The sequence below is a fragment of the Streptomyces lasiicapitis genome, from assembly GCF_014646335.1.
Lineage (GTDB): Bacteria > Actinomycetota > Actinomycetes > Streptomycetales > Streptomycetaceae > Streptomyces > Streptomyces lasiicapitis.
In genome coordinates this window covers 42,684-62,671 of the sequence record NZ_BMNG01000010.1, presented here as the reverse complement: position 1 = coordinate 62,671, position 19,988 = coordinate 42,684, and the positions used below count along the sequence as shown (strand labels likewise).

16 protein-coding genes are annotated in these 19,988 nt (G+C 71.2%); 9 read left to right on the top strand and 7 right to left on the bottom strand.

The features are described 5' to 3' along the window. Window positions 1–67 precede the first annotated feature (67 nt). The 3 genes from IEY91_RS22095 to IEY91_RS22085 all read left to right on the top strand — a co-directional run bounded on the left by IEY91_RS22095 (window position 68) and on the right by IEY91_RS22085 (window position 2,795). The gene (locus IEY91_RS22095) at window positions 68–754 is read left to right on the top strand and encodes a response regulator (protein WP_189175380.1); all 687 of its coding nucleotides are present in this window, start codon (window positions 68–70) and stop codon (window positions 752–754) included. Between the two features lie 71 nt (window positions 755–825). Continuing rightward, entirely contained in the window at window positions 826–2,268 is a 1,443-nt protein-coding gene (locus IEY91_RS22090) for an ATP-binding protein (protein WP_189175379.1), read from the top strand. Next, window positions 2,265–2,795 carry a hypothetical protein gene (locus tag IEY91_RS22085; protein ID WP_189175378.1) on the top strand — a complete coding sequence of 177 codons (531 nt, stop codon included), beginning with the start codon at window positions 2,265–2,267 and terminating at the stop codon, window positions 2,793–2,795. Before IEY91_RS22090 ends, IEY91_RS22085 begins: the two co-directional genes overlap by 4 nt. On the opposite strand, the gene IEY91_RS22080 is transcribed toward IEY91_RS22085, so the two are convergent. Then, on the bottom strand, window positions 2,734–3,807 hold the full coding sequence (locus IEY91_RS22080) for a GlxA family transcriptional regulator (RefSeq protein WP_189175377.1): 1,074 nt from the start codon (window positions 3,805–3,807) through the stop codon (window positions 2,734–2,736). The two genes, IEY91_RS22085 and IEY91_RS22080, sit on opposite strands and share 62 nt — an antisense overlap. 115 nt (window positions 3,808–3,922) lie before the next feature. On the opposite strand from IEY91_RS22080, the gene IEY91_RS22075 reads away from it, so the two are divergent. After that, window positions 3,923–4,741: a dienelactone hydrolase family protein gene (locus IEY91_RS22075; protein WP_189175376.1), complete on the top strand. Its 819-nt coding sequence runs from the start codon at window positions 3,923–3,925 to the stop codon at window positions 4,739–4,741. A 33-nt stretch (window positions 4,742–4,774) separates the two neighbouring features. Here the strand turns inward: IEY91_RS22075 and IEY91_RS22070 are convergent, their stop codons facing one another. Beyond that, window positions 4,775–6,004 (bottom strand): serine hydrolase domain-containing protein, encoded by a 1,230-nt coding sequence (locus tag IEY91_RS22070; protein WP_229697146.1) that lies wholly within the window; start codon window positions 6,002–6,004, stop codon window positions 4,775–4,777. A 66-nt stretch (window positions 6,005–6,070) separates the two neighbouring features. After that, window positions 6,071–7,198: a helix-turn-helix domain-containing protein gene (locus tag IEY91_RS22065; RefSeq protein ID WP_189175375.1), complete on the bottom strand. Its 1,128-nt coding sequence runs from the start codon at window positions 7,196–7,198 to the stop codon at window positions 6,071–6,073. 201 nt (window positions 7,199–7,399) lie between these two features. On the opposite strand from IEY91_RS22065, the gene IEY91_RS22060 reads away from it, so the two are divergent. From IEY91_RS22060 to IEY91_RS22050, 3 genes are all read left to right on the top strand, one after another. Next, window positions 7,400–8,893, top strand: coding sequence for an FAD/NAD(P)-binding protein (locus IEY91_RS22060; protein ID WP_189175374.1), 1,494 nt, complete (start codon window positions 7,400–7,402; stop codon window positions 8,891–8,893). A gap of 240 nt (window positions 8,894–9,133) precedes the next feature. Continuing rightward, window positions 9,134–10,114, top strand: coding sequence for a hypothetical protein (locus tag IEY91_RS22055; RefSeq protein ID WP_229697145.1), 981 nt, complete (start codon window positions 9,134–9,136; stop codon window positions 10,112–10,114). A gap of 179 nt (window positions 10,115–10,293) precedes the next feature. Next, window positions 10,294–11,700 (top strand): NAD(P)/FAD-dependent oxidoreductase, encoded by a 1,407-nt coding sequence (locus IEY91_RS22050; protein WP_189175372.1) that lies wholly within the window; start codon window positions 10,294–10,296, stop codon window positions 11,698–11,700. On the opposite strand, the gene IEY91_RS22045 is transcribed toward IEY91_RS22050, so the two are convergent. From IEY91_RS22045 to IEY91_RS22035, 3 genes are all read right to left on the bottom strand, one after another. Then, complete coding sequence (locus tag IEY91_RS22045; RefSeq protein ID WP_189175371.1) at window positions 11,678–12,349, bottom strand: pyridoxamine 5'-phosphate oxidase family protein; 672 nt, start codon at window positions 12,347–12,349, stop codon at window positions 11,678–11,680. The two genes, IEY91_RS22050 and IEY91_RS22045, sit on opposite strands and share 23 nt — an antisense overlap. A gap of 104 nt (window positions 12,350–12,453) precedes the next feature. Next, window positions 12,454–13,143 (bottom strand): haloacid dehalogenase type II, encoded by a 690-nt coding sequence (locus tag IEY91_RS22040; RefSeq protein WP_189175370.1) that lies wholly within the window; start codon window positions 13,141–13,143, stop codon window positions 12,454–12,456. 129 nt (window positions 13,144–13,272) lie between these two features. After that, complete coding sequence (locus tag IEY91_RS22035) at window positions 13,273–13,875, bottom strand: CGNR zinc finger domain-containing protein (RefSeq protein ID WP_189175369.1); 603 nt, start codon at window positions 13,873–13,875, stop codon at window positions 13,273–13,275. An 86-nt stretch (window positions 13,876–13,961) separates the two neighbouring features. Here IEY91_RS22035 and IEY91_RS22030 point away from each other — a divergent pair, with 86 nt between their 5' ends. Both IEY91_RS22030 and IEY91_RS22025 read left to right on the top strand, forming a co-directional pair. Beyond that, window positions 13,962–14,756, top strand: a complete 795-nt coding sequence (locus tag IEY91_RS22030; RefSeq protein WP_189175574.1) for an MBL fold metallo-hydrolase — start codon at window positions 13,962–13,964, stop codon at window positions 14,754–14,756. Between the two features lie 126 nt (window positions 14,757–14,882). Next, complete coding sequence (locus IEY91_RS22025; protein ID WP_189175368.1) at window positions 14,883–16,886, top strand: APC family permease; 2,004 nt, start codon at window positions 14,883–14,885, stop codon at window positions 16,884–16,886. A 64-nt stretch (window positions 16,887–16,950) separates the two neighbouring features. Here IEY91_RS22025 and IEY91_RS22020 read toward each other — a convergent pair whose 3' ends face one another. After that, complete coding sequence (locus IEY91_RS22020) at window positions 16,951–19,806, bottom strand: zinc metalloprotease (protein ID WP_189175367.1); 2,856 nt, start codon at window positions 19,804–19,806, stop codon at window positions 16,951–16,953. Between the last annotated feature and the right edge of the window lie 182 nt (window positions 19,807–19,988).

The following is a 19,988-nucleotide window of genomic DNA, read 5'->3' as shown; positions in this document are numbered from 1 at the left end:
CGAGAACGTGGTAGCGGCCGCCTTCACCCGGCCTGAGCAGGGCAAACCGTCGCGCATAATCGGCCCCATGGCCCATGTACTGCTGATCGAGGACGACGTGTCCGTGCGCGACGGCATGGAGCTGGTGCTGCGCAGGCACGGCTACGACGTCGACACGGCCGGCACCGGTGAGCACGCCCTCGCTCTCCTGTCCGACCCGGACTCGGCCGTCGAAATCGCCGTGCTCGACCTGATGCTGCCCGGCATCGACGGCTTCGACGTCTGCCGCCGCCTGCGCGCCACCGGCTCCACCGTGCCCGTCATCATGCTCACCGCGCGCGGCGACGACAGCGACATCGTGCGGGGCCTGGAGGCGGGCGCCGACGACTACGTGGTCAAGCCGGTGACCGCCCCCGTCCTGGAAGCCAGGATCCGGGCGGCGCTGCGGCGGGCCGAACCCGCCCAGTCGGCCCGGGGCGAGGACCACGCGGGCCTGGTCATCGACCGCGCCGGACTCACCGTCGCCAAACGCGGCACGCAGATCGCGCTGCCGCCCACCGAACTGCGCCTCCTGCTCGAACTCTCGGCCTCGCCCGCGCACGTCTTCAGCCGCGAGCAACTGCTGCAGTCCGTGTGGGAACACGGCTTCCTCGGGGACTCGCGCCTGGTGGACGCGGCGGTCGGCAGGCTCCGCGCCAAGATCGAGGACATACCCGCGCGGCCGCGCTACATACAGACGGTGCGGGGCTTCGGCTACCGCTTCGGGCCGGTGTGAGCGTGCGCCGTCCCCGGCTGCGCCGGGCCCGTCCGGGGCGTCCGGATCGTCCGCACGAGCGCCGCCCCCGCATGCGCGCCCTGCGACGGCTCGGCGGCCTGCGCACCCGGCTCGTCGTCGCCTTCGTGCTCGTCGCCCTGGTCAGCGCGGTCACCGCGACCGCGCTCGCCTACCGCGAATCGCGCACCGCCGTCCTGGAACGCAAACAGGACGCGGTCCTCACCGACGTACGCAACCGCGTCGAACAGGCCGCCGCCGACTTCGACGTCCCGGCCGACGAGGTGTCCCTCACCCGCTTCGCGGCCGGCATCGCCGACGGGCTCGGCGACGACGCCGTCGTCGTCACCCAGTACCGCTCCCTCAAGGCGTCGTCCGACGCCTCCGCCGACCGCACGCGCATCACACCCTCCCTGCGCGAGGCGGTCCGCACCCGCAACCGCATGAGCTTCCAGCGCGTCGACTGGCACGGCAGCCCCTACCTGGTCGTGGGCACCCCCGTCACCTTCGACTCCACGACGCTGTCCGGCCTCGACGTCTTCGCCATCACCTCACTGCGGGCGGAGCGCGACGACACGGCGGGCGTCCTCGACGCCGTGCGCGACGGCATCGTGCCGGTGGTGCTGCTCGCCGCCGTCCTCGCGCTCCTCGCCGCCGGTACGGTGCTGCGTCCCGTACGCGAACTGGGGCGGGCCACCCGACGGCACGCCGCCGGTGACCTCACGTCCCGGGTGCGGGTACGGGGACGCGACGAACTCGCCGACCTCGCACGGGACTTCAACAAGACGGCCGGCGCCCTGGAGTCCTCCGTCGCCGAGCTGCGCGAACAGGACCTGCGGGCCAAGCGCTTCGTCGCCGACGTCTCGCACGAACTGCGCACCCCGCTCGCCGCGATGACGATGGTCGCCACCGTCCTCGACGAGGACGCGGAGACGCTGCCGCCGGACGCCGCCCACGCCGCCCGCACGGTCAGCGAGGAGACCGCAAGACTCACCCGTCTCGTGGACGACCTGATGGAGATGTCGCGCTTCGACTCGGGAGCGGCCCGCCTCAACCTGACCGGCACCGACCTCGCCGAAGCCGTCCGCGCGACGCTGTCCCTGCGTGCCCTGACCGACCGGGTCCAGGCCGAACTGCCGCAGGGCATAAGGGCGTTGGTCGACCGGCGGCGCGTCGACGTGATCGTCGCCAATCTCGTAGGCAACGCGCTGCGCCACGGAGCCGAACCCGTGACGGTCACCCTGGCCACCGATCCGGCGGGCGACTGGCTCACCGTCGAGGTCGCCGACCGCGGCCCCGGACTGCCGCCCGAGACCCTCACCCACGTCTTCGACCGCTTCTACAAGGCCGACACCGCGCGCACCCGCTCCGAGGGAAGCGGCCTCGGCACCGCCATCGCGCTGGAGAACGCCCGCCTGCACGGCGGCGCCATCGACGCGGCCAACAGGCCTGACGGCGGAGCGGTGTTCACGCTGCGTCTGCCGTGGCGACGCGTCCGTGAGGAGGAGGACAGATGAAGGCCGCCCGCATGGCCATCACCGCCGCGCTCTCCGGTGTGGCCGTCGTGCTGCTCGCCGGCTGCGGGGTGCGCCCCACCGGTGTCCTGGACGGAGGCGAGGCCGCCGGAGGGCTCACCAAGGGGCTGCGCCTGTACTTCGTGTCCCAGACGGGACGCCTGGAAGGGGTCTCGCGCCCCGAGATCCCGGCGTACAAGGTCACCGACCCCAACGGCGTCATCAAACTCCTCGGCTCCGGCCCGACGGACGCGGAACGCGCTTCCGGGCTCACCACCATGCTGGGGACCGGCGCCCAGTACAGGGCCACGGTCGCCGGGAACGCGGTCACCGTCCACGTACCGATGGCTGATCTCTCCCACTCGGCCGTGGACGACCGGAACCTGATGGGCCAGCTCGTGTGCAGCATCGCGCGGGCCCGCGCCGTCGCCGACGACAAGGGCACGACACGGGCCGACGACATCCGCGTCACCCTGCGTCCGCAGAGCGGCCGGTCGAAGTCCAACGTCTGCTCGGACTTCCTGAAGTGAGCACGCGCGCGGCCTCCGGCGCCCGCCCGCGAGGGCCGTCGCGCCGCCGGAACGTCGCCCGGTACACGCTCGGCTGCTGACCCGTATGTCTGGCGAAGACTCCGCCGAACGACCCCGGATCGCGATACCCCACGTCGGCGGCGATGCTCGCGACGGTCCTGTCGGTGGTCTCCAGGAGGTGTCGGGCCCGGCGCACCCGGGCGGCGTGCAGGTAGGCGAGCGGCGTCTCACCGGCTTCGTCGCCGAAGCGGCGCAGCATGGTCCTAGTGCTGACACCGAACTCCTTGGCGAGGGCGGGCAGGTCGTACCGCGCCCCGAGGTTCTGGTCGAGCCACCGCTTCACGCCGCGGGAGAAGCCTTTGCCCACCGTGGGCAGGAGCGCGACGTCGACGTACACGGCCTGCGTGGACCGCGCGTCGTCGAGCAGCGCGATGCGCGCGGTGCTGCGGGCGACGCGAGCCCCGTCGTGCTCGCGGATGAACCGCAGCGCGAAGTCGTACATCGCGCTGAAGGCCGCGGTGGTCGTCACCCCCCGGTCGGTCACGACCAACTCCTCCGCGCGCACGCACACGTCGGCGTACCGCTTCGCGAACCGATCCGCGTACAACCACGACGTCGTCGCCTCCCGCCCGCCGAGCAGACCGGCTTCGGCGACGAGGAATGCCCCGACGCAGATCGACACGACCGCGGCCCCCGCAGCCGCCTGCGACCGAACGGCGGCCACTTCCGGCCCCAGGTCCGCGAGTGCCGCCTCGGGGTCGAGCGCGGGCGAGATCTCGAACCCGGGCACGACGAGCACGTCCGCCGGCCGCATCGCCGAGACGTCGATGCCCGCCCCACCCGACGCGGTCACCCGCCGCCTGGGCGAGACGACTGACACTTCGTACGACGGCCCGACCGCCCCCTGCGCCGCGGCGACATGCGTGGCCATGGTGAGCAGGTCGAGGATCCCGAACACCTCCGACGCGAAGCAGCCGGGATAGGCCAGCACACTCACGCGTAGCGGACTCATCTGATTCCTTCCGTTCCTTTGGCGCCGACAGGTGGCGACAGGTGGCGACATCGCCACACCATATGGCGATGTCGCCGCTTCTCAGTGACGTCAGCCTCTCGCCATCCTTTCGCTCATGACAACCACGCGAGGGCAGCGCGACCCACTGACGGACTTCACACACAGAACCGTCCGCGTCGATGACGTCGACAAGACCGTGTACGTGACCGGGTCCGGACCGGCGGTCATCCTCATGCCAGAGATGCCGGGCATCAGCCCCGACGTCGCACGCTTCGCACGGTGGGTGCGCGATGCCGGGTTCACCGTCTACCTGCCTTCCCTCTTCGGAGTCGACGGCGCCTATCCGCTGGCCGAGGCGTACGAGACCGTTGTCCGACGTGCCTGCGTCAGCGCCGAGTTCCGGGCGTTCGCCGGCGGCGGCACCAGTCCCGTCGTCGCCTGGCTGCGAGGCCTCGCCCGCATCGCGCACGCCGAGTGCGGCGGACCCGGCGTCGGCACCGTCGGGCTGTGCTTCACCGGCAACTTCGCCCTGACCATGGCGCTCGAACCAGCGGTCGTCGCACCGGTGGTCAACCATCCCTCACTGCCGCTCGACGACCCCGGCGGCCTGGAAATCGGCGCCGACGACGCGACTGCCCTGGCCGAACGCGTACAGCGCGACGGATTGAAGGTCCTCGGCTACCGCTTCGAGAACGACAAGTGGTGCACCGGCCAGCGGTTCGCGGCCTACCGGGCGCTGCTCGGCGACGCGTTCGACGGTCGCGTCCTGCCCGACGACGCAGCGAACACCAACCCTCCTCCCTTCTTCCGTGACATCGTCGGATGCGCCCACAGCGTCGTCACCGCCCACCTCGTCGACCAGGACGGTCACCCGACTGTGCAGGCTCGCGACGAGATCCTCGCGTTCCTGAACGAGCGACTCGGCGGAGGGTGAGCAAAGCAAGGGCAACGTGCACGGAGACGGACGTCAGCGCTCGCAGAATTCCGTGTTCACCACCGCGTCCTCGAGGGCCTGCTCGCCCCAGTCCCCGTTCCGGTTCATCGTCATCACATGCTGTCCGTCCGCCGACGCGACCGTCCGGGTGGCCGAACCCGGGATCATTCCGCCGTGGCCCCAGGCCCAGCAGCCCTTCGCCAGCTTGAAGTGACGTATGCCGAGGCCGTAGACGTCCTCCGGGCCGCCGTGCCCCTTGTCCCCGTCGACGGGGACCGCGTCGAGCAACTGCCTTTGCTGGGTGGCCGGCAGTAGCTCGCCGCCGAGCAGCTTCGACATGAAGGTGTTGACGTCGCCGACGGTCGATATCAACTGTCCGGCCGAGAACGCCACCGTAGGGCTGAACTCCGTGACGTCACGCACTCTTGCCTCGGGTCCCTCCTCGAAGAGGGTCGAGTAATGCGTGGCATGCGGAGCGGGCAGTTCGGGGGAAGCGCCGGGCGCACTGGTGCCCCGCAGTCCGAGCGGATTGATGATGAGCTGCTCCACCGCCTCCTTGTATGTGCTGCCGCCGGCCTTCTCTATGACCATGCCGGCGAGGATGTAGTTGGTGTCCGAGTAATCCCATTCACCGGGCTCGCCGGGCCTACTGCCTTGTTCCGGCTGGAAGTTGGGACGGTGCGCGAGGGCGATGTCCACCAATTGGGCTGGCGCCCATTGCTTGAGGCGATGCTTGTCGAACTCGTCGCCCGCGTACTTGGCGCGGAAGCCCTCGTCCATGTTGTAGTCGAAGATCCCGCTGGTGTGGTTGAGCAGGTGGCGCACCGTGATGCGGTCCGGCCTGTAACCCTTGCCGTGCACCACGCCGGGGAGCCACTTCTCGACGCTGTCGTCCAGCGAAAGCCGCCCCAGGGCCTCGAGCTTGAGGAGCACAACGGCGGTGAAGGACTTGGTGACGCTGGCGATACGGAACTTCTCATGGGTGCTGCGCTGTTGTCCGACGGCGAGGTCGCTGACGCCGGAACGGCCGTTCCACGTTCTGTGCCCCTCTCTGACCTGGACGATGACGCCCGGCGTGCCTTGCTCGACGACGCGGTCCAACGCCGGCTGGAGTCGGGCGGGTTCGGTCGAGGAGGGTTGGGGCGTGTCAGCAAGGGCGGGAGTGGTGCCCGCAGTGGGGACAAGCGCTGCGAGGGAGAGCGCGCCGATCGTGCTCAGGGCGGCCAGGAGCCGGAGAGGTGAGTGAAGGTGAAAGTGAGGCATGACACAAGCTCACCAGGATGGTCGGCCGTGCAGTATCGGGGACGACCCGGAGATGCCTCAGGGAAATCACCGACTCGGCCCGCAGAGGTGCTGGATCCGTGTGGGCTCGGGCAGGGCGGGCCAGTAGTGCTCGGTGAACAGGCGGGCCACGAGTTCGCCTCGGCTGGAGACCTGCGTCTTGGTGAAGATGGTCTTCAGGTGGTCGCGGACCGTGTGCGGGGAGATGAACAGGGTGGCGGCCGTCTCGGCGGTGCTGACGCCGCGTGCGATGAGTTGGGTGATCTGGAGTTCCCGCGAGGTGAGGCCGTAGGCCTGGGCGATGAGGACGGCCAGGTCGGCGGCGGTCGCGGGCTCGATGACCAGGGCAACCGGGCCGGGCCGGCCGCCGGGACCGGTCAGGCAGGAGGCGTGGCAGATCAGCCAGCGGCCCTGGGTGGTCTGGATGCGCATGCGGGCGTCGCCGTGGTCGCGGCCGTCGGCGATGGCCCGTGCCTGCAATGCCGTACCGATCAGCCAGATGGGCAGCGCCAGCCCCAACGCCGAGGGGAAGGACGGCCCTTCGGGCAGCAGCGACAGGTGCTGCCGCGCCTGGTCGTTGATCGAGGTGGCCTGGCCGGAGGCGTCGAAGAGGATCAGTCCGGGTGCGGGTGAGCCGGTGTCAGGTGTGGTCCTGGACGGGCGGGCGAAGGCGCGGAGCCGACTCGCCAGGGGGCGGGACTGGTCGGCGAGCAGGGCGACCTCGTCCGGGCGGAAGGCCCCGGTGCCGGAGTCGACGGTGCGGAACAGGCTGACCAGCCCCCACGGCCGCCCGTCGACCCGCAGGACGGCGCGCAGCTCGTCGTGCACGCCCTCGCCAAGGAGCAGGCGCCGGAAGCGGGCGCTGCGCGCGGGCAGATCGCCGGTGGCCGCCCGCAGCCCGGCCGCCGGAACCACCGCGCGGGCCAGCTCGCTGAACGGCAGCACGTTCTCCTCAAGGAGCTCGCTCTCCCAATAGGCGGCGCAGCCCTCGCCCAGACCGGCGTTCTCCACCAGCATCGGCGCTGTGATCAGCCCCGTTTCCGGGTCGGCGGCGGTCCACACCGCCGAGTCGAAGGGCACGAGTCGCCGAAGCCCGGCCGATGCCCGGCTGAACAACTCCAGTGCGTCCGCGGCCCGTTCAGCCGTCGGCAGTACCGACCGGCGTGGATCTGTCATACGTGTGCCTCCCCGTTGCCGTGACCAGCGTGCACGTCGCCAGCGCCCGGGACCACCCCTCAAGTGAGGGGGTCCCGCCTGCCCGTTCCCCGCACCGAGGGGATGGGGCCCGCCGACTGCGCGGGCGAGGGTCGGTGACGCGACCAGTCGGTCGCTGACACGGGCAACGGGTCGCTGACGCGACCTACAGAGGGGAAGACCATGGATATCGCGATCGTCGGAGGGGGTGCTGCGGCTGTGTGCCTGCTAGACGCTCTGGCAGCCACGCAGGACAGCCCCGCCACGCAGGGCGCACCCGGCACGATCACCGTCTTCGAGCCGTCGCCCCATCTGTGGCGGGGGCGGCCCTACGGCCCGGACCTGGACTCGGTCCTCGTGAACGCGCCGCCCGCCATCATGTCGGCCCGGCACGGCGACTTCGGCCACTACAAAGCCTGGCTGGGAGAACGGGGCGGTGACCACACCGACGAGCTCCTGGGCGAGCCACTGGTCCCGCGCTCCGTCTACGGCGACTACCTCGCGGAGTCCGCCGAGAAAGCCATGGCCGCGCTGAGCGAACAGGGCTGGGTTGTGCGCGTCGTGGCTGCCGCCGTACGCGAAGTCGTACGCTCCGGCGCGCGTCACCTCGTACTACGTACGCAGGACGCACAAGAAGCACAAGCGACACAAGACGCAGAAGAAGAACAGGCAACGCAGGACACACAGGAGTACGAGGCAACTCACGTAGCGCTGTGCGTGGGCCAGGGAACACCCCCAGACCTGTACAGCCTCTCCGGAACCCCCCGCTTCACGCCGGACCCCTACCCGCTGGCCAACACCCTCACCGACATCCCGGCCGAGGGAGAAGTGGCGATCATCGGCAGCGGCCTGACCGCAGTCGACATAGTCACCTCGCTCGCCGCCCACGGACACCGAGGACACATCACCCTCTTCTCACGCAGCGGAGTGCTGCCGCACGTCTGGCAGCGCCCCGACGGACGACGCCCGCAACACCTCACCGTCGAACGGGTGGCTGCCCTGCACACAGCTCGGGGGAGGATCACGCTCGACGATCTCGGCGAGCTGCTACGTACGGAACTGGCGGAAGCCGCGGAGGACTTCGACGAATTCGCCACCGAACTGCTGGCCACCCCGGCCCAGGATCCGGTCCAGTGGCTCGCGCGGCAGCTCGCCGCGATCGACAGCCCCCGGATCGGCCGCCGCGTGCTACAGGAGACGGCGCACACCGTCGGCCCGTACGCCTGGCGGCTGCTGCCCGAAGCCGACCGCGTACGGCTGCGGCGCCACCTGCGCACGGCCACCAGCGTCGCCTCGCCCATGGTCCCGGTGAACGCGTCCGTCCTGATGCGCCTGCTGGACTCCGGCCGGCTCACCATCACGCCTGGCCTACAGGCGATCGCACCCGCGAACGGGCGGTTCCGCATACGTCATGACGGCGGCGCACACACCGCGGAATTCATCGTCAACGCCGTCAACCCACCCCCGCACACAGTCCCCGCCGCGGCCCGCCGCCTGGTCCACTCCCTGGCGGACACCGGCCTCGCCACGCTCCACCGGCAAGGCGGGCTGACCTCCGCCGACCCGCGCGTCCAGGTGGTCGGAGACCTGTCCGCCGACGGCTCGTTCATCACCTCGAGCATCCCCGGCGTGGCAGCCCAGGCAGCACGCGCCGCTCAGGCACTGCTGACGTACTGACAATCCCCGGAGCCGCGGTCCGGGAGACAAGTGTCCGGATACGGCGACGGCCTCGTAATACGACGCCGGACACCATCACTGGCGTGGGAAAATGAGTGATTCGTAGCGTCGGCGGAACAGCGGCACGGCCAGATCACGGGGGGACACATGGTTGAGGTGTTGTATGCCGAGAATTCCTGGAATCCGCTGGCTCAGACAGTGGAGTTGACCGGGCAGGGGCTGCGGGTCAGGGGGCGCACGATGCCCTTGAACGTGCTGCACTGGGCGGCGATGGCGGACGCGTACCAGCGCGGCCACTGGCTCGGGGGCGGCGGCACCGAACGCAGCCTGCACGAGCTGCCCGACGGACCGGCCCTCGTGCCCGTCACCCGCGTCACCGGCACCACGAAACCCGTGAAGGTGCGCAGGGCCGCCGAGTTCGCCCACCGCCTCGGGGAACTGGCCGTCCGCCAGTGCGGAGGACCCGGGCAAGTGGCGGCCCTGGCCGCGCAGGCGCAGACCGAGGGCGTACCGCTGTGGCTCGCACGGCGGTACGCCCCCGGGCCCACCGGAGCGATATCGGTGGCGGTCGACCGCCGCCTCGTCCGCGTGGACGTATGGGGCCCGATGGCACCCGTCGTACGCGTCCGCGCGCCTCACGGACTGCACAGCTCCGACAGGACACCGAACCGCGGCCTGGCCCTGACCGTCGGCACGGATGCCGCGTCGCTGACCCTGACCAAGAACTGGCGCAAGTCCCGCAGCTTCATCACCGCGCGGACGCCGCGGCACCACTGGGAGCTGCAGCGCGAGAACAGCACCTCCTCGCGGCTGCTGCGCGACGATCAGCAGGTCGCCCTCCTCACCCGCCCGCCGCGCCGTCGCCGTCCCGTACCGGGCACCGTGCTGCTGCCCCTCTCCGACATCCGCCACGACAGCCCCGACCCGCTGGACGCCGTCATGGCACACGCCTTCGCCGTCACCTTCGGCATCGGCGACACCACCGGCGCCCACCGCTTCCGGACCCAGCCCACGCGACGGCCCGCGCACGACGGGGATCCGGTGGCGATCGACATCCAATGGGACAGCGCCTGGTTCAGCAACCTCGGCTGGGGCAGCGACGACAACGAGTCCGGCGGCGGGGACGGCTGGGGCTCGGACGGCGGCGACGGGGGCGACGGCGGCGGTGGCGGGGACGGAGGAGGCGGCGGCGACGGTGGCGGTGGAGGCGGCGGGGACTGAGGCGTACGGGGCAACGGCTCAGTCCGGGTGGGAACACGGCGCGTGCTTCGGTGCGCTCCCCAGGCGGTCTTGAGAACCGCGGCCGTACAGGGTGAAGTGGCGGACGGCGTCGAAACGGCGGGCAGTTGCGCTGAGAGGGTCGAAACGGCGGGCAGTTGCGCGGAGGAACGGGGTTGGCCATGGCCGAGAACCAGCACAGCTTTCCGCCCGGCTCACGCTGGGAGCGGGCCGTCGTCGTCGGCGGCGGGTACGCCGGGCTCGTGACCGCGCGGGTCCTGGCCGACCACTTCGCCGAAGTGCTCGTCCTGGAGCGCGATCCGGTGCGCACGGACACCGGCGTGCACCCCCATGTCCCGCAGGGCTACCACGCGCACGCGCTGCTCGCCCGGGGCGGCGACGCGCTGGAGGCGCTCTTCCCGGGGCTGCGGGCGGAGCTCGCGGAGCTGGGCGCGCCGGTCTTCGACTACGGCGAGCGGATCAGCTTCCTGCTCCCGTCCGGCTACGCGCCACGCGACCCGGTCGGCGTGCACATCCAGACGTTCACCCGCGACGAGCTCGAACGGCGGCTGCGGCAAAGGGTGTTGGCCCTGCCCTCGGTACGACTGCTCGCGGCCACCCGCTGCGAGACGGTGACGGCGAGCGCCCCCGGCCGCCTGGACCGGGTCCGCTACCGCACCGACGGCGCCGACGAGTCCGCCGAGGTCACCGCCGACCTGGTCGTCGACGCCTCCGGCCGCTCCACGCCCATCGACAACTGGCTCGCCGACGCGAAGCTGCCGGAGTCCGGCAAGACCGTCATCAAGGCGAAGATCACCTACACCTCGGCGTGCTACGAACGCCCGCCGGAGGACGAGCAGGACTTCGACGTCGCGTACCAGATGACGTTCGCACCCGACGTCGCGCGCGGCGGAGTGGTGCTCGCCGTGGAGCACCACCGCTGGATGTGCTCGCTGTTCGGCTTCGACCAGCAGGTGCCGCCCACCGACGACGAGGGCTATCTCGACTTCGCGCACACCCTGGGCAACCCGCGCATCGCCGAACAGATCAAGCGCGGCACCCGGCAGGGGGAGATCCACCGGTACACCAACCCCGGCAACGAGTGGCGCCTGCACCACAAGAACGCCCGCTGGCCGGAACGCCTGATCGCCGTCGGCGACTCGCTCTGCGTGTTCAACCCGGTGTACGGCCAGGGGCTCACGGTTGCGGCACTCGAAGCGGAACTGCTCGGCCATCTGCTGCGCCGCCGAGCAGCAGACCGTCGAGGAGCGGACCGCCGAGCCGACGACGCGTCCGCACTCGACGGCCTCAGCCGCGTCTACCACCGCGAGGCTGCCCGCGTCATCCAGGTCCCGTGGACCCTTGCCACCAGCTCCGACCTCATGTGGTCACCGGAGGGCCAGCCACGCTCCGCGCGCTTCGCCCACTGGTACAACCAGCACGTGTTCGCCCTCGCCGTGCACGACCCGGGTGTGTGGGCCCGGTTCGTGCGGGTGCTGAACATGATGGCGCCGCCCTCGCTGCTGCTGCGTCCGTCGGTGGTCGCCAAGGTGGTGCGCCACGCGCTCAGGCGCCGCCGCGAGCGGTGATGTGCGGGGGCGGTGCGATGCCGGCGGGCAGGAGAGGGTCGGCTTCGGGCGCGCCCCAGGTGGGCTTGAGCGGCAGGACGCCCGCCCAGATGCCGAGTGCGGCGTCGGGCCCGTCTCCGTCGTCGGGCGCGCCGGTGCGTATCTTGACCGACGCCTCCTCCAGGGAGAGCGCGAGCAGCGCGGTAGCCGCCAGCTCCTTGCGGTTCGGCTGCCGCGCGTAGTCCCACTGGCCGGGTGTCGCCTGCTCGGTCAGGCGGCGCAGGCCCGCCAGTTTCTCCTCCGGGTCCGTGACGAGGCGCGGGACGCCGTAGACCATCGCGCTGCGGTAGTTGACGCCGTGCTCGAACACCGAGCGGGCGAGCACCAGGCCGTCCACGTGCGTGACCGTCACACACACCGCCGCCCCGGGCGAGGCGACCAGGCTGCGGCTGGCGACGGAGCCGTGGAAGTAGAGGTGCCTGCCGTCGCTGCCATAGACGGTCGGTACGACCATGGGGACTCCGTCGACGACGACTCCCAGGTGGCAGACGAATCCCGCCTCCAGAACGGCGTCGAGCTGTGCGCGGTCGAGGCTTCCCTGCTCGCGCAGGCGGCGATGGCGGGTGCGGTCCGTCTCCGGGAGCACGGAGGGGAGTTGATCGTTGTTCACGTCGGCTCTTTCGCGGGTGTGGGCCGCCGGGTGTGGGCAGTCCGGGAGTGGGCTGTCAAGGACGGCCGTACAGGTGTCGGCCACATGGTCCGCCGGAGGTGCCCCTAGGCGTCGCCGAGTTGGTCGGCCAGGTCGGCCAGGTCTTCGACATGCAGGTCGAAGCGGTCCGATGCGGTGGGCGGGTCGCCGACGGGGCGGGCGACGTAGGCGGTGCGCAGGCCGAGTCGCTGTGCTCCGCGCAGGTCCCAGGCGTGGGCGGCGACCATCAGCAGGCGCTCCGGAGGTCGGCCGGAGACGGTGACGGCCAGTTGGTAGACCGCCGGGTCCGGCTTGTAGGTACGGGCGTCCTCGGCGGACAGGGCCTGGTGCCAGCGCAGTCCCGCGTGGGCGTTGAGTCCGAGCAGTGCGGTCCGGCTCGCGTTGGAGAGCCCGATCAGCGGGAAGCGTTCGGCGAGCCGGGCGAGCCCTGCGACGGTGTCGGGCCACGGCGGGAGCCTGCGGCCCGACAGGGCCAGCGCCGCCACGGCGGTCGGGTCGTCGGCTCCGGCGGCGTCGGCGACGAGCCGGGCGGCTTCCCGGTCGAGGAGGTCGCTGGCGACGTAGGGCCGCACGCCGTCGAGGACGAGGCGCTGCTCGCGCTCGATGTGCTGCTGCCACAGCGACAGCAGTTGCTCGACCTCGCCGTCGTCGGGCGACGGGTCGAGTGCGCGAATGCCCGCGCGGATACCGGCGGGTTCGTCGACGAGCGTGCCGAGTACGTCGAACACGACGGCATCGATCTCTGGCAGTGACATGAGCGAGGTCTCCTGGACTGAGCGGAGGCGTACGAGTGGCTGTTGGCCGAACGCGCCGGGAAGCCACCAGGATTCCCGGACGTCACACCCTCCCCTGTGCGGAGGCCGGAGCCGGGACTGCCGACGTCGTCACGTCACCTGGGTGCGCCGGGCGTAGGCGCGGGCCGCGCGGGCGCGGTCGCCGCAGCGGGTGGAGCACCAGTGGCGGCGGCCGTGGCGCAGCAGGTAGCGGTTGCAGGGCGTGGAACCGCAGGTGGTGAGGCGGTCGGCGTCGGGTCCCGTGAGGAGGTCGGCCGCGTCGGCCGCGAGGGTCGCGAGCGCGCGGTCGAGGATCTCGTTGGTGGGGCACGGCGCCGCGCGGTAGGGGCCGTTCTTCTCGTCCCAGTACAGCAGGGCGGCCGTGGGGGCTTTGCTCAGCGCGTCGTTGACGGCGGAGAGCGCCCCTGGCAGGGCGGGCAGACCGGCGACGCGGGCGGCGAACAAGGACCTGAGGTGTTCGCGCAGGGAGCGCAGTTGTGCCGCGCACATCTCCTGCACCCCGGCGTCGGCGGGCGCGAGGCCGTGTTCGGTGAGCCACCGGTTCGCGGCCCCGGGGGTGCCGAGGAGATCGATGAAGTGGCCTCCCGGCAGGGCGAGGGCGCTGTTGGCGAAGTCGAGGGCGACATAGTCCTCCGCCCCCGGGGCGGGCGGTGGCGCGGATTCGGCGGTGGGGGTCTCACTCACGCTTGTCATGGTACGGCTTGCCTTCATCCATGAGGCGCCGCTAGCGTGTCTCACGGATAACTAACCTTCAATCCGTGAGGATCCGTGAGGACTTGATGTCTGGCACCGGCACGACCACTGACCAGAACCCCACCCCCATCCGTGTATTCGGCGGCCCGACCGCCCTCTTCGCATACGGCGGCCTGCGATTCCTGACCGACCCGACCTTCGACACGCCCCGTGACTACCAGGTGCCGGGTGGCCAACTGACCAAGACCGCGCCCGCCTCCGCCTCGCCCGCCGGCCTCGGCCGTGTCGACGTCGTCCTGCTCTCCCACGACGAGCACCCCGACAACCTCGACGAATCCGGCCGGGCGGTGCTCGCCGACGTACCGCTGACCCTGACCACACCCGGCGGCGGGCAGCGCCTGGGGGAGCGGGCCAGGGGGCTGGCGGACTGGGAATCGATCACGCTGGACCGTCCCGGCGGCGGCACGGTCACCGTCACGGGCGTGCCCGCCCTCCACGGACCCGGCGCGCGCGAGGAGGTCGAACCGGTCACGGGCCAGGTCATCGGATTCGTGCTGACCGGGGAGGACTTGCCCACCGTCTACGTCAGCGGCGACAACGCCTCGCTCGACCTGGTCCAGGAGATCGCCGACCGGTTCGGCCCTGTCGACACCGCCCTCCTGTTCGCCGGGGCTCCCCGCTTCCCCGACCTCTTCGACGGCGCGCTGATAGTCCTCGACAGCACGCAGGCCGCCGACGCCGCCCGGATCCTCGGCGCCCGCCGGGTGGTTCCCGTCCACTACGACAGCTGGGCGCACTTCACCGAGGGCCGTGACGAACTGGTCGCCGCCTTCACCGCCGCCGGGCTCCTCGACCGCCTGGACCTGGGCCAGCGGGACTGACCACACGGCGCGATCTCCGACAAGGGCTCTCCGACAAGGATTCTTCGGCAAGGGCCAGGTCCCCCGGTCGGCCGCCGACCGGAGTGGCCGCTCGGCCCGGGACGTGAACACCGCTGTGATGGGCCCATGCTCACCACCGATCACGACGCCGACCTGCCCGAGCCGCTCTCCTACCGCCTCAAGCGACAACTCCTCGGCCCTCCGCTGGTCACCGCGAAGAGCAAGCAGCAGAAGCTGGGCAATCGCACGGCGCTGGGGGTCCTTGCGTCGGACTGCGTCAGTTCGTCGGCGTACGGCAGCGAGGAGATGCTCAGGGTCCTGGTGCCCGTCGTCGGAGTCGCCGCGTTCACGCTCCTGATGCCCGTGACCGGGGCGATCCTGTTCGTCCTGGTGCTGTTGACGCTCTGCTACAGCGACGTCGTCATGATCTACACACGGGCGGGCGGCAGTTACGTCGTGGCCCGGGAGAACTTCGGGCCCGACGTGGCGCAGATCGCCGCGGTGGCGCTGCTCGTCGACTACGTCGTCACGGTCGCCGTGCAGGTATCGGCCGGCACGAACGCGCTCATCTCGCTCGCCCACCTGGTCGGCGGCGACTGGACGGGCCTGGACCACCTCCAAGTGCCGGTGAGCGTCGGGGTGGTGGTGCTCCTGGCGTACGGCAACCTGCGCGGCCTCCGGGAAGCGGGCCGGGTGTTCGCGGTGCCCGCGTTCCTGTTCATGGGCGCGGTCGGGCTGATGCTGGCCGTCGGGCTGGCCCGGTGGGTGTTCGGGGACCTGCCGCACGCGGACGTGCGCGCTGCCGGAGCGGTGCCGCTGGGGGAGGAGGGGAGCGGCTGGCTGTACGGGGCGACGCTGTTCATGGTGCTGCGCGCGTTCGCCAACGGCGGCTCCTCCCTCACCGGCCTGGAGGCGATCTCCAACGGCATCTCCGTGTTCCGCGAGCCGCAGGGCCGCAACGCCCGCCGCACCCTCATCACCATGAGCTGCGTCCTTGGCACCTTGGTGCTCGGCATCTCCGGCCTCGCGCACCTCACCCACGCCATCCCGTACACCGACGGCACCCCGACCGTCATCGCGCAGGAGGCCCACCTCGTGTTCGGCGACTCGTGGGCGGGCACGGCCGGCCTGGTCTTCGTGCAGCTCGCCACCGCGCTGATCCTGTACACCGGCGCCAACACCCCCTTCGTCGGCTTCCCTTACCTGGCCAGCTTCGTCGCCGAGGACCGCTTCCTGCCCCGGCGGCTCACCCGGCGCGGACACCGCCTCGCGTTCTCCAACGGGATCATCACCCTGTCCGTGGTCGCGCTGGCGCTGCTCCTTGTGACCAACGCGAACGTGGACAAGCTGGTGGCGCTGTACGCGATCGGGGTGTTCACCGCGTTCACCATGGCCGGAGCGGGCCTCACCGCGTACCACTTCCGGCGCCGGGAGCCGGGCCGCGCCTGGAAGCTCGCCGTCAACGGGACGGCCGCGGTGGTCTCGGCGGCCGTGGTGCTGATCTTCGCGGTCACCAAGTTCACCGAGGGCGCCTGGCTGGTCGTCGTGGTCTTCCCGCTCGGCGTGTGGGTGCTGATCCGCATCAACCGTGAATACCGCGCCGAGGCCGCCGCCCTTGCGATGCTGCCGCCCGCGGACGAGAGCGACCGGCCACGCTGGCAGCGGCACGTGGTGTACGTCCTCATCGACTCCTACGACCCGGCGGTCTTCCAGGCCCTGCGGTACGCGCACGAGCTGCGGCCCGACGAGGTACGGGCCGTGCACGCCGCGGTCGACACGGTCCGCGCCCGCCGACTGGCCGAGCACTGGCAGGCGTCCCGGGCCACCGACGTGCCCCTCGAGGTCGTCGACTGCCCCGACCGCAGGCTGGAGCGGGCGCTCACCGAACTCGCCGTCGCCGCCGTCGCCGACGGCCGGACCGCGCTGACCCTCCTGATCCCGCGCCGCACCTACTACACGGTGCTCGGTCGCCTCCTGCACCGCGGCACCGCCGAACGCGTCGTCCGCGCACTGGACAAGCTGCCGTCAGTGGCGGTGACGATCCTTCCGTACACCGTCGGCGGCGCCCGGGTGCCGAGGCCGCATGGGCCGTCCGGGGCGTCCAAGTCGTCGAAGAACTCCGAGGGCTGAGCGCCCCGGCGAGGGCGGGCGTGCGGGTGGTGGTGTCGACGGGTGTGCCGCCGGGGCGCGGCGGTTACTGCTCCGACGGGACGGGCAGCCGCCGCCCGCTCGTGCCGTCGTACGTCCCCAGAGGCGTCGTGGTGGTCAGGCCGTCGGGGTCGGTGGCCCGTACCGCGATCGCGAAGGTTCCGGAGCCGGTGGAGCGGACGTCGAACGAGCCGCCCGTCGCCGCCGCACGGCCGTCGACGAGCCACTCCACGGCGGCGGCGGTGAGCGGGCCGTGCTGCGGCGAACTGCCCTGTGCGTGCAGCAGCGGGCCCTCGGTGGCGCCGGGCAGCAGGAGCGGTGGGCGGGGCGGCAGGGCGAAGGGCGGAGTCTGTACGTACGACGTGTGGTAGCCGTTGGTCGCGATGACCTGGGCCACGCAGCGCTCGTGCCCCGGCATGGTGCGCAGGTCGAGGTCGAAGGAGGTGCCGGTGAGGTTGACTCCGGGGCGGGGCGCGAACGTTCCGTCGGCGTTGGTGAACCGCACGTAGTAGGTGAAGGCGGGGCGTGGTCCGGGTTCGCCGATGTCCAGGCGCTGCCAGCGCAGGTGGAGTACGCCGTCGGTGTCGATCTCCGGCGTGGACAGGGGCGCGTTCAGTACGAACTGGGGCGGGGCGGACGGCACCACCATGGCGCCCAGCTCGGTTCCGTCGCGGCGCAGGACGACGCGGTGGGCCCGGGGAGCATAAGGCAGGCGGGCGCCGAAAAGGGCCGCCTGCTGCTCCTGGCGGTCGAACGCCACCGCGATCGGCGTGCCGGCGAGCACCCGGCCGCCCGCGTCCTCCACGGAGAGGGTGTAGGCGGGTCCCGGGAAGGTCCTGGCCGGGGACGGCTTGCGGTGGGTGCGCAGGCAGGGCTGCCAGCGCACGGTGCCGGAGCGGGTGAGCCTGCCGCGCACCCGGACGTACTCACCCGGGAACGGTCGGCTGGTGGTGGTGAGCACGGCGGGGACGGTGCCGTGCACGGGGCGCTCGGGCGGCACCGCGTCGGCTTGTTCGCCGCGCACGGACAGGGTGTTGAGCAGCCGCAGCCAGTGGTAGCCGCTCATCCAGCGGGTGTTGAGACCGCAGTAGCTCATCAGGTCACCGGAGTCGGCCGGGTGGATCGTGCGGGTCAGCGGTTCCACGCCGACCTCACCGGTGCGGCCGTCGGGCGGGGTGAAGTCCTCGTCGACGTTCTCCGGGCCGCCGCAAGGAGCGTGGCGCAGGCCGAGCAGGTGGCCCACCTCGTGGGCGAAGGTGGTCTCGAAGTCGTAACCGAATGCCACGTGGTCGTCGTACCGCGCCATGCCGCGGACGCCCATGGGCACCGCCGGGTCGACCATCGCGTACAGCAGTTGGTCGTCGTTGCCGTGGTCCTCCTGGATGTCCTCCAGGTCGTCGATGAAGTCTTCCTGGCCGTCCTCGCTGGTCAGGTCGCGGGTGGTGTGGATCTCCGTCAGGCCAGGGACGGTGTAGTAGACGATCCCGCCGGTGTCGGCGACGGGGTAGCGCAGGGGGAGGGCGTCGGCGACGGCACGGTAGCGGGCCGCGCTGATCGCGGGGACGGTCGGGGTCGAGACCCGCACCATCCAGATGGTCACCGGTCGCGTCGCCCTGAAGTCGGCGGTGACTTCCATGGGGTTGCTGGTGGTGCCCGCGACTTCGGCCTGGACCAGGATCTTGGCGGTGCCGGGGGTGACCTGATTGGCGGGGACGAGGAAGTTCAGGGTGTGCTGGATCTGTGCCCGGTCCACTTGGGCGATGGGCCGGGCCGTGATCGGGTTGAGGGAACGGACGGTGAACGAGCCCCCGTTCAGGGTCAGGGTCAGCGTCCCGGTCACCCCGGCGACGGTCCCGCCGCCCTCGCGCGGATCGATGCCTGAGTCCAGGTAGACGCGGACCAGCGTGGCCTTGGCAGCCGCAAGGGCGTGCGGGGTGCCGCCCGTCGGCGGGGTGAAGTGCTGGGTGGCCTGGGTGACTTCGACGCCGGTGATCTCCAGGTTCGGGGTGGCGTCGGGCGGCAGCAGCTCGCTGCTCATGGTGACCAGGAAGCCGTTGTGGGTCTGGTCGGTCTGGGTGGGGCCGAGGACGTGGCGGCCCAGGGTGTCGGGTTCGCCGGGATCGATGGTGATCATCGCGCGGCCGAGGTAGTTCTCGTAGGCGAGGTGGCTCGGCCAGGACTCGTCGTCGTGGGTGTACGCCTCGACCCAGATCCGGGTCGGCCCGCCCACGGCCAGTGTGGTGACGGGGGAGGGGGTGCCGCTCGCCAACGGGAAGAGCGCCTCCTTGAAGACGCGGTCACCGCCGTTGTTCCAGCGCAGGAGTTCCTGGTTGATCTCCGCGGCGTCGCCCTGGGCCGGGGCGAAGGCCCGGACGTAGAGCCCCATGTGGGGGAAGTCGCTGTTCTCGTCGTCGAAGACCACGACGTCCCGGAACACCAGCCGGACATGGCGGAACCCGCGCGGCGGCACGGGTTCGAGGACGCCGGTGACGGCGTAGCCGGTGTGGCCGTTGTCGGTGGTGGTGGGGCCGAGCAGCAGCTGGCCGAGCTGGCTCGGCTCGCGGGTGTCGAAGACGATCTGCGCCTCCCCGAGGAAGTTCTCGTGGTGCCCTTCGTCGGGCCAGCGCTCGTCGTTGTCCGTATAGGCCTTGACGTTGATCCGGCCGGTGCCGCCCGGCTCACCGCCGATGTCGAACACCAGGACGCTCGGGAATTCCTGGTCGCCGTCCAGCGGATACTGGAAGTTGTCCTCGACCTCGCCGTTGCGCCTGTTCCAGCGGAATTCCGCCACTTGGCCCCCGGCGTTGTCCAGGACCCTGACGTACAGCCCCATGCGGGTCGATCCCGCCTCCTCGTCCTCGAAGAGGTGGACGGTGTTGAGCGTGAGACGCATGAGAGTCATGAACGCCACCTCTGTTCGCGGAGCCACACTGGTCAGACCAGCCCCAATCACCGTCGCCACAGCAGAAAGCGCTGTCAAGGAGATGCGCTTCCTCCTCTTGCGCGGAATCACAAGCCCGGGTGGGCCCCGACCCACTGATGCAACAAGCGCATCCACACCGCGAAGGCCACGCGACGCATTGA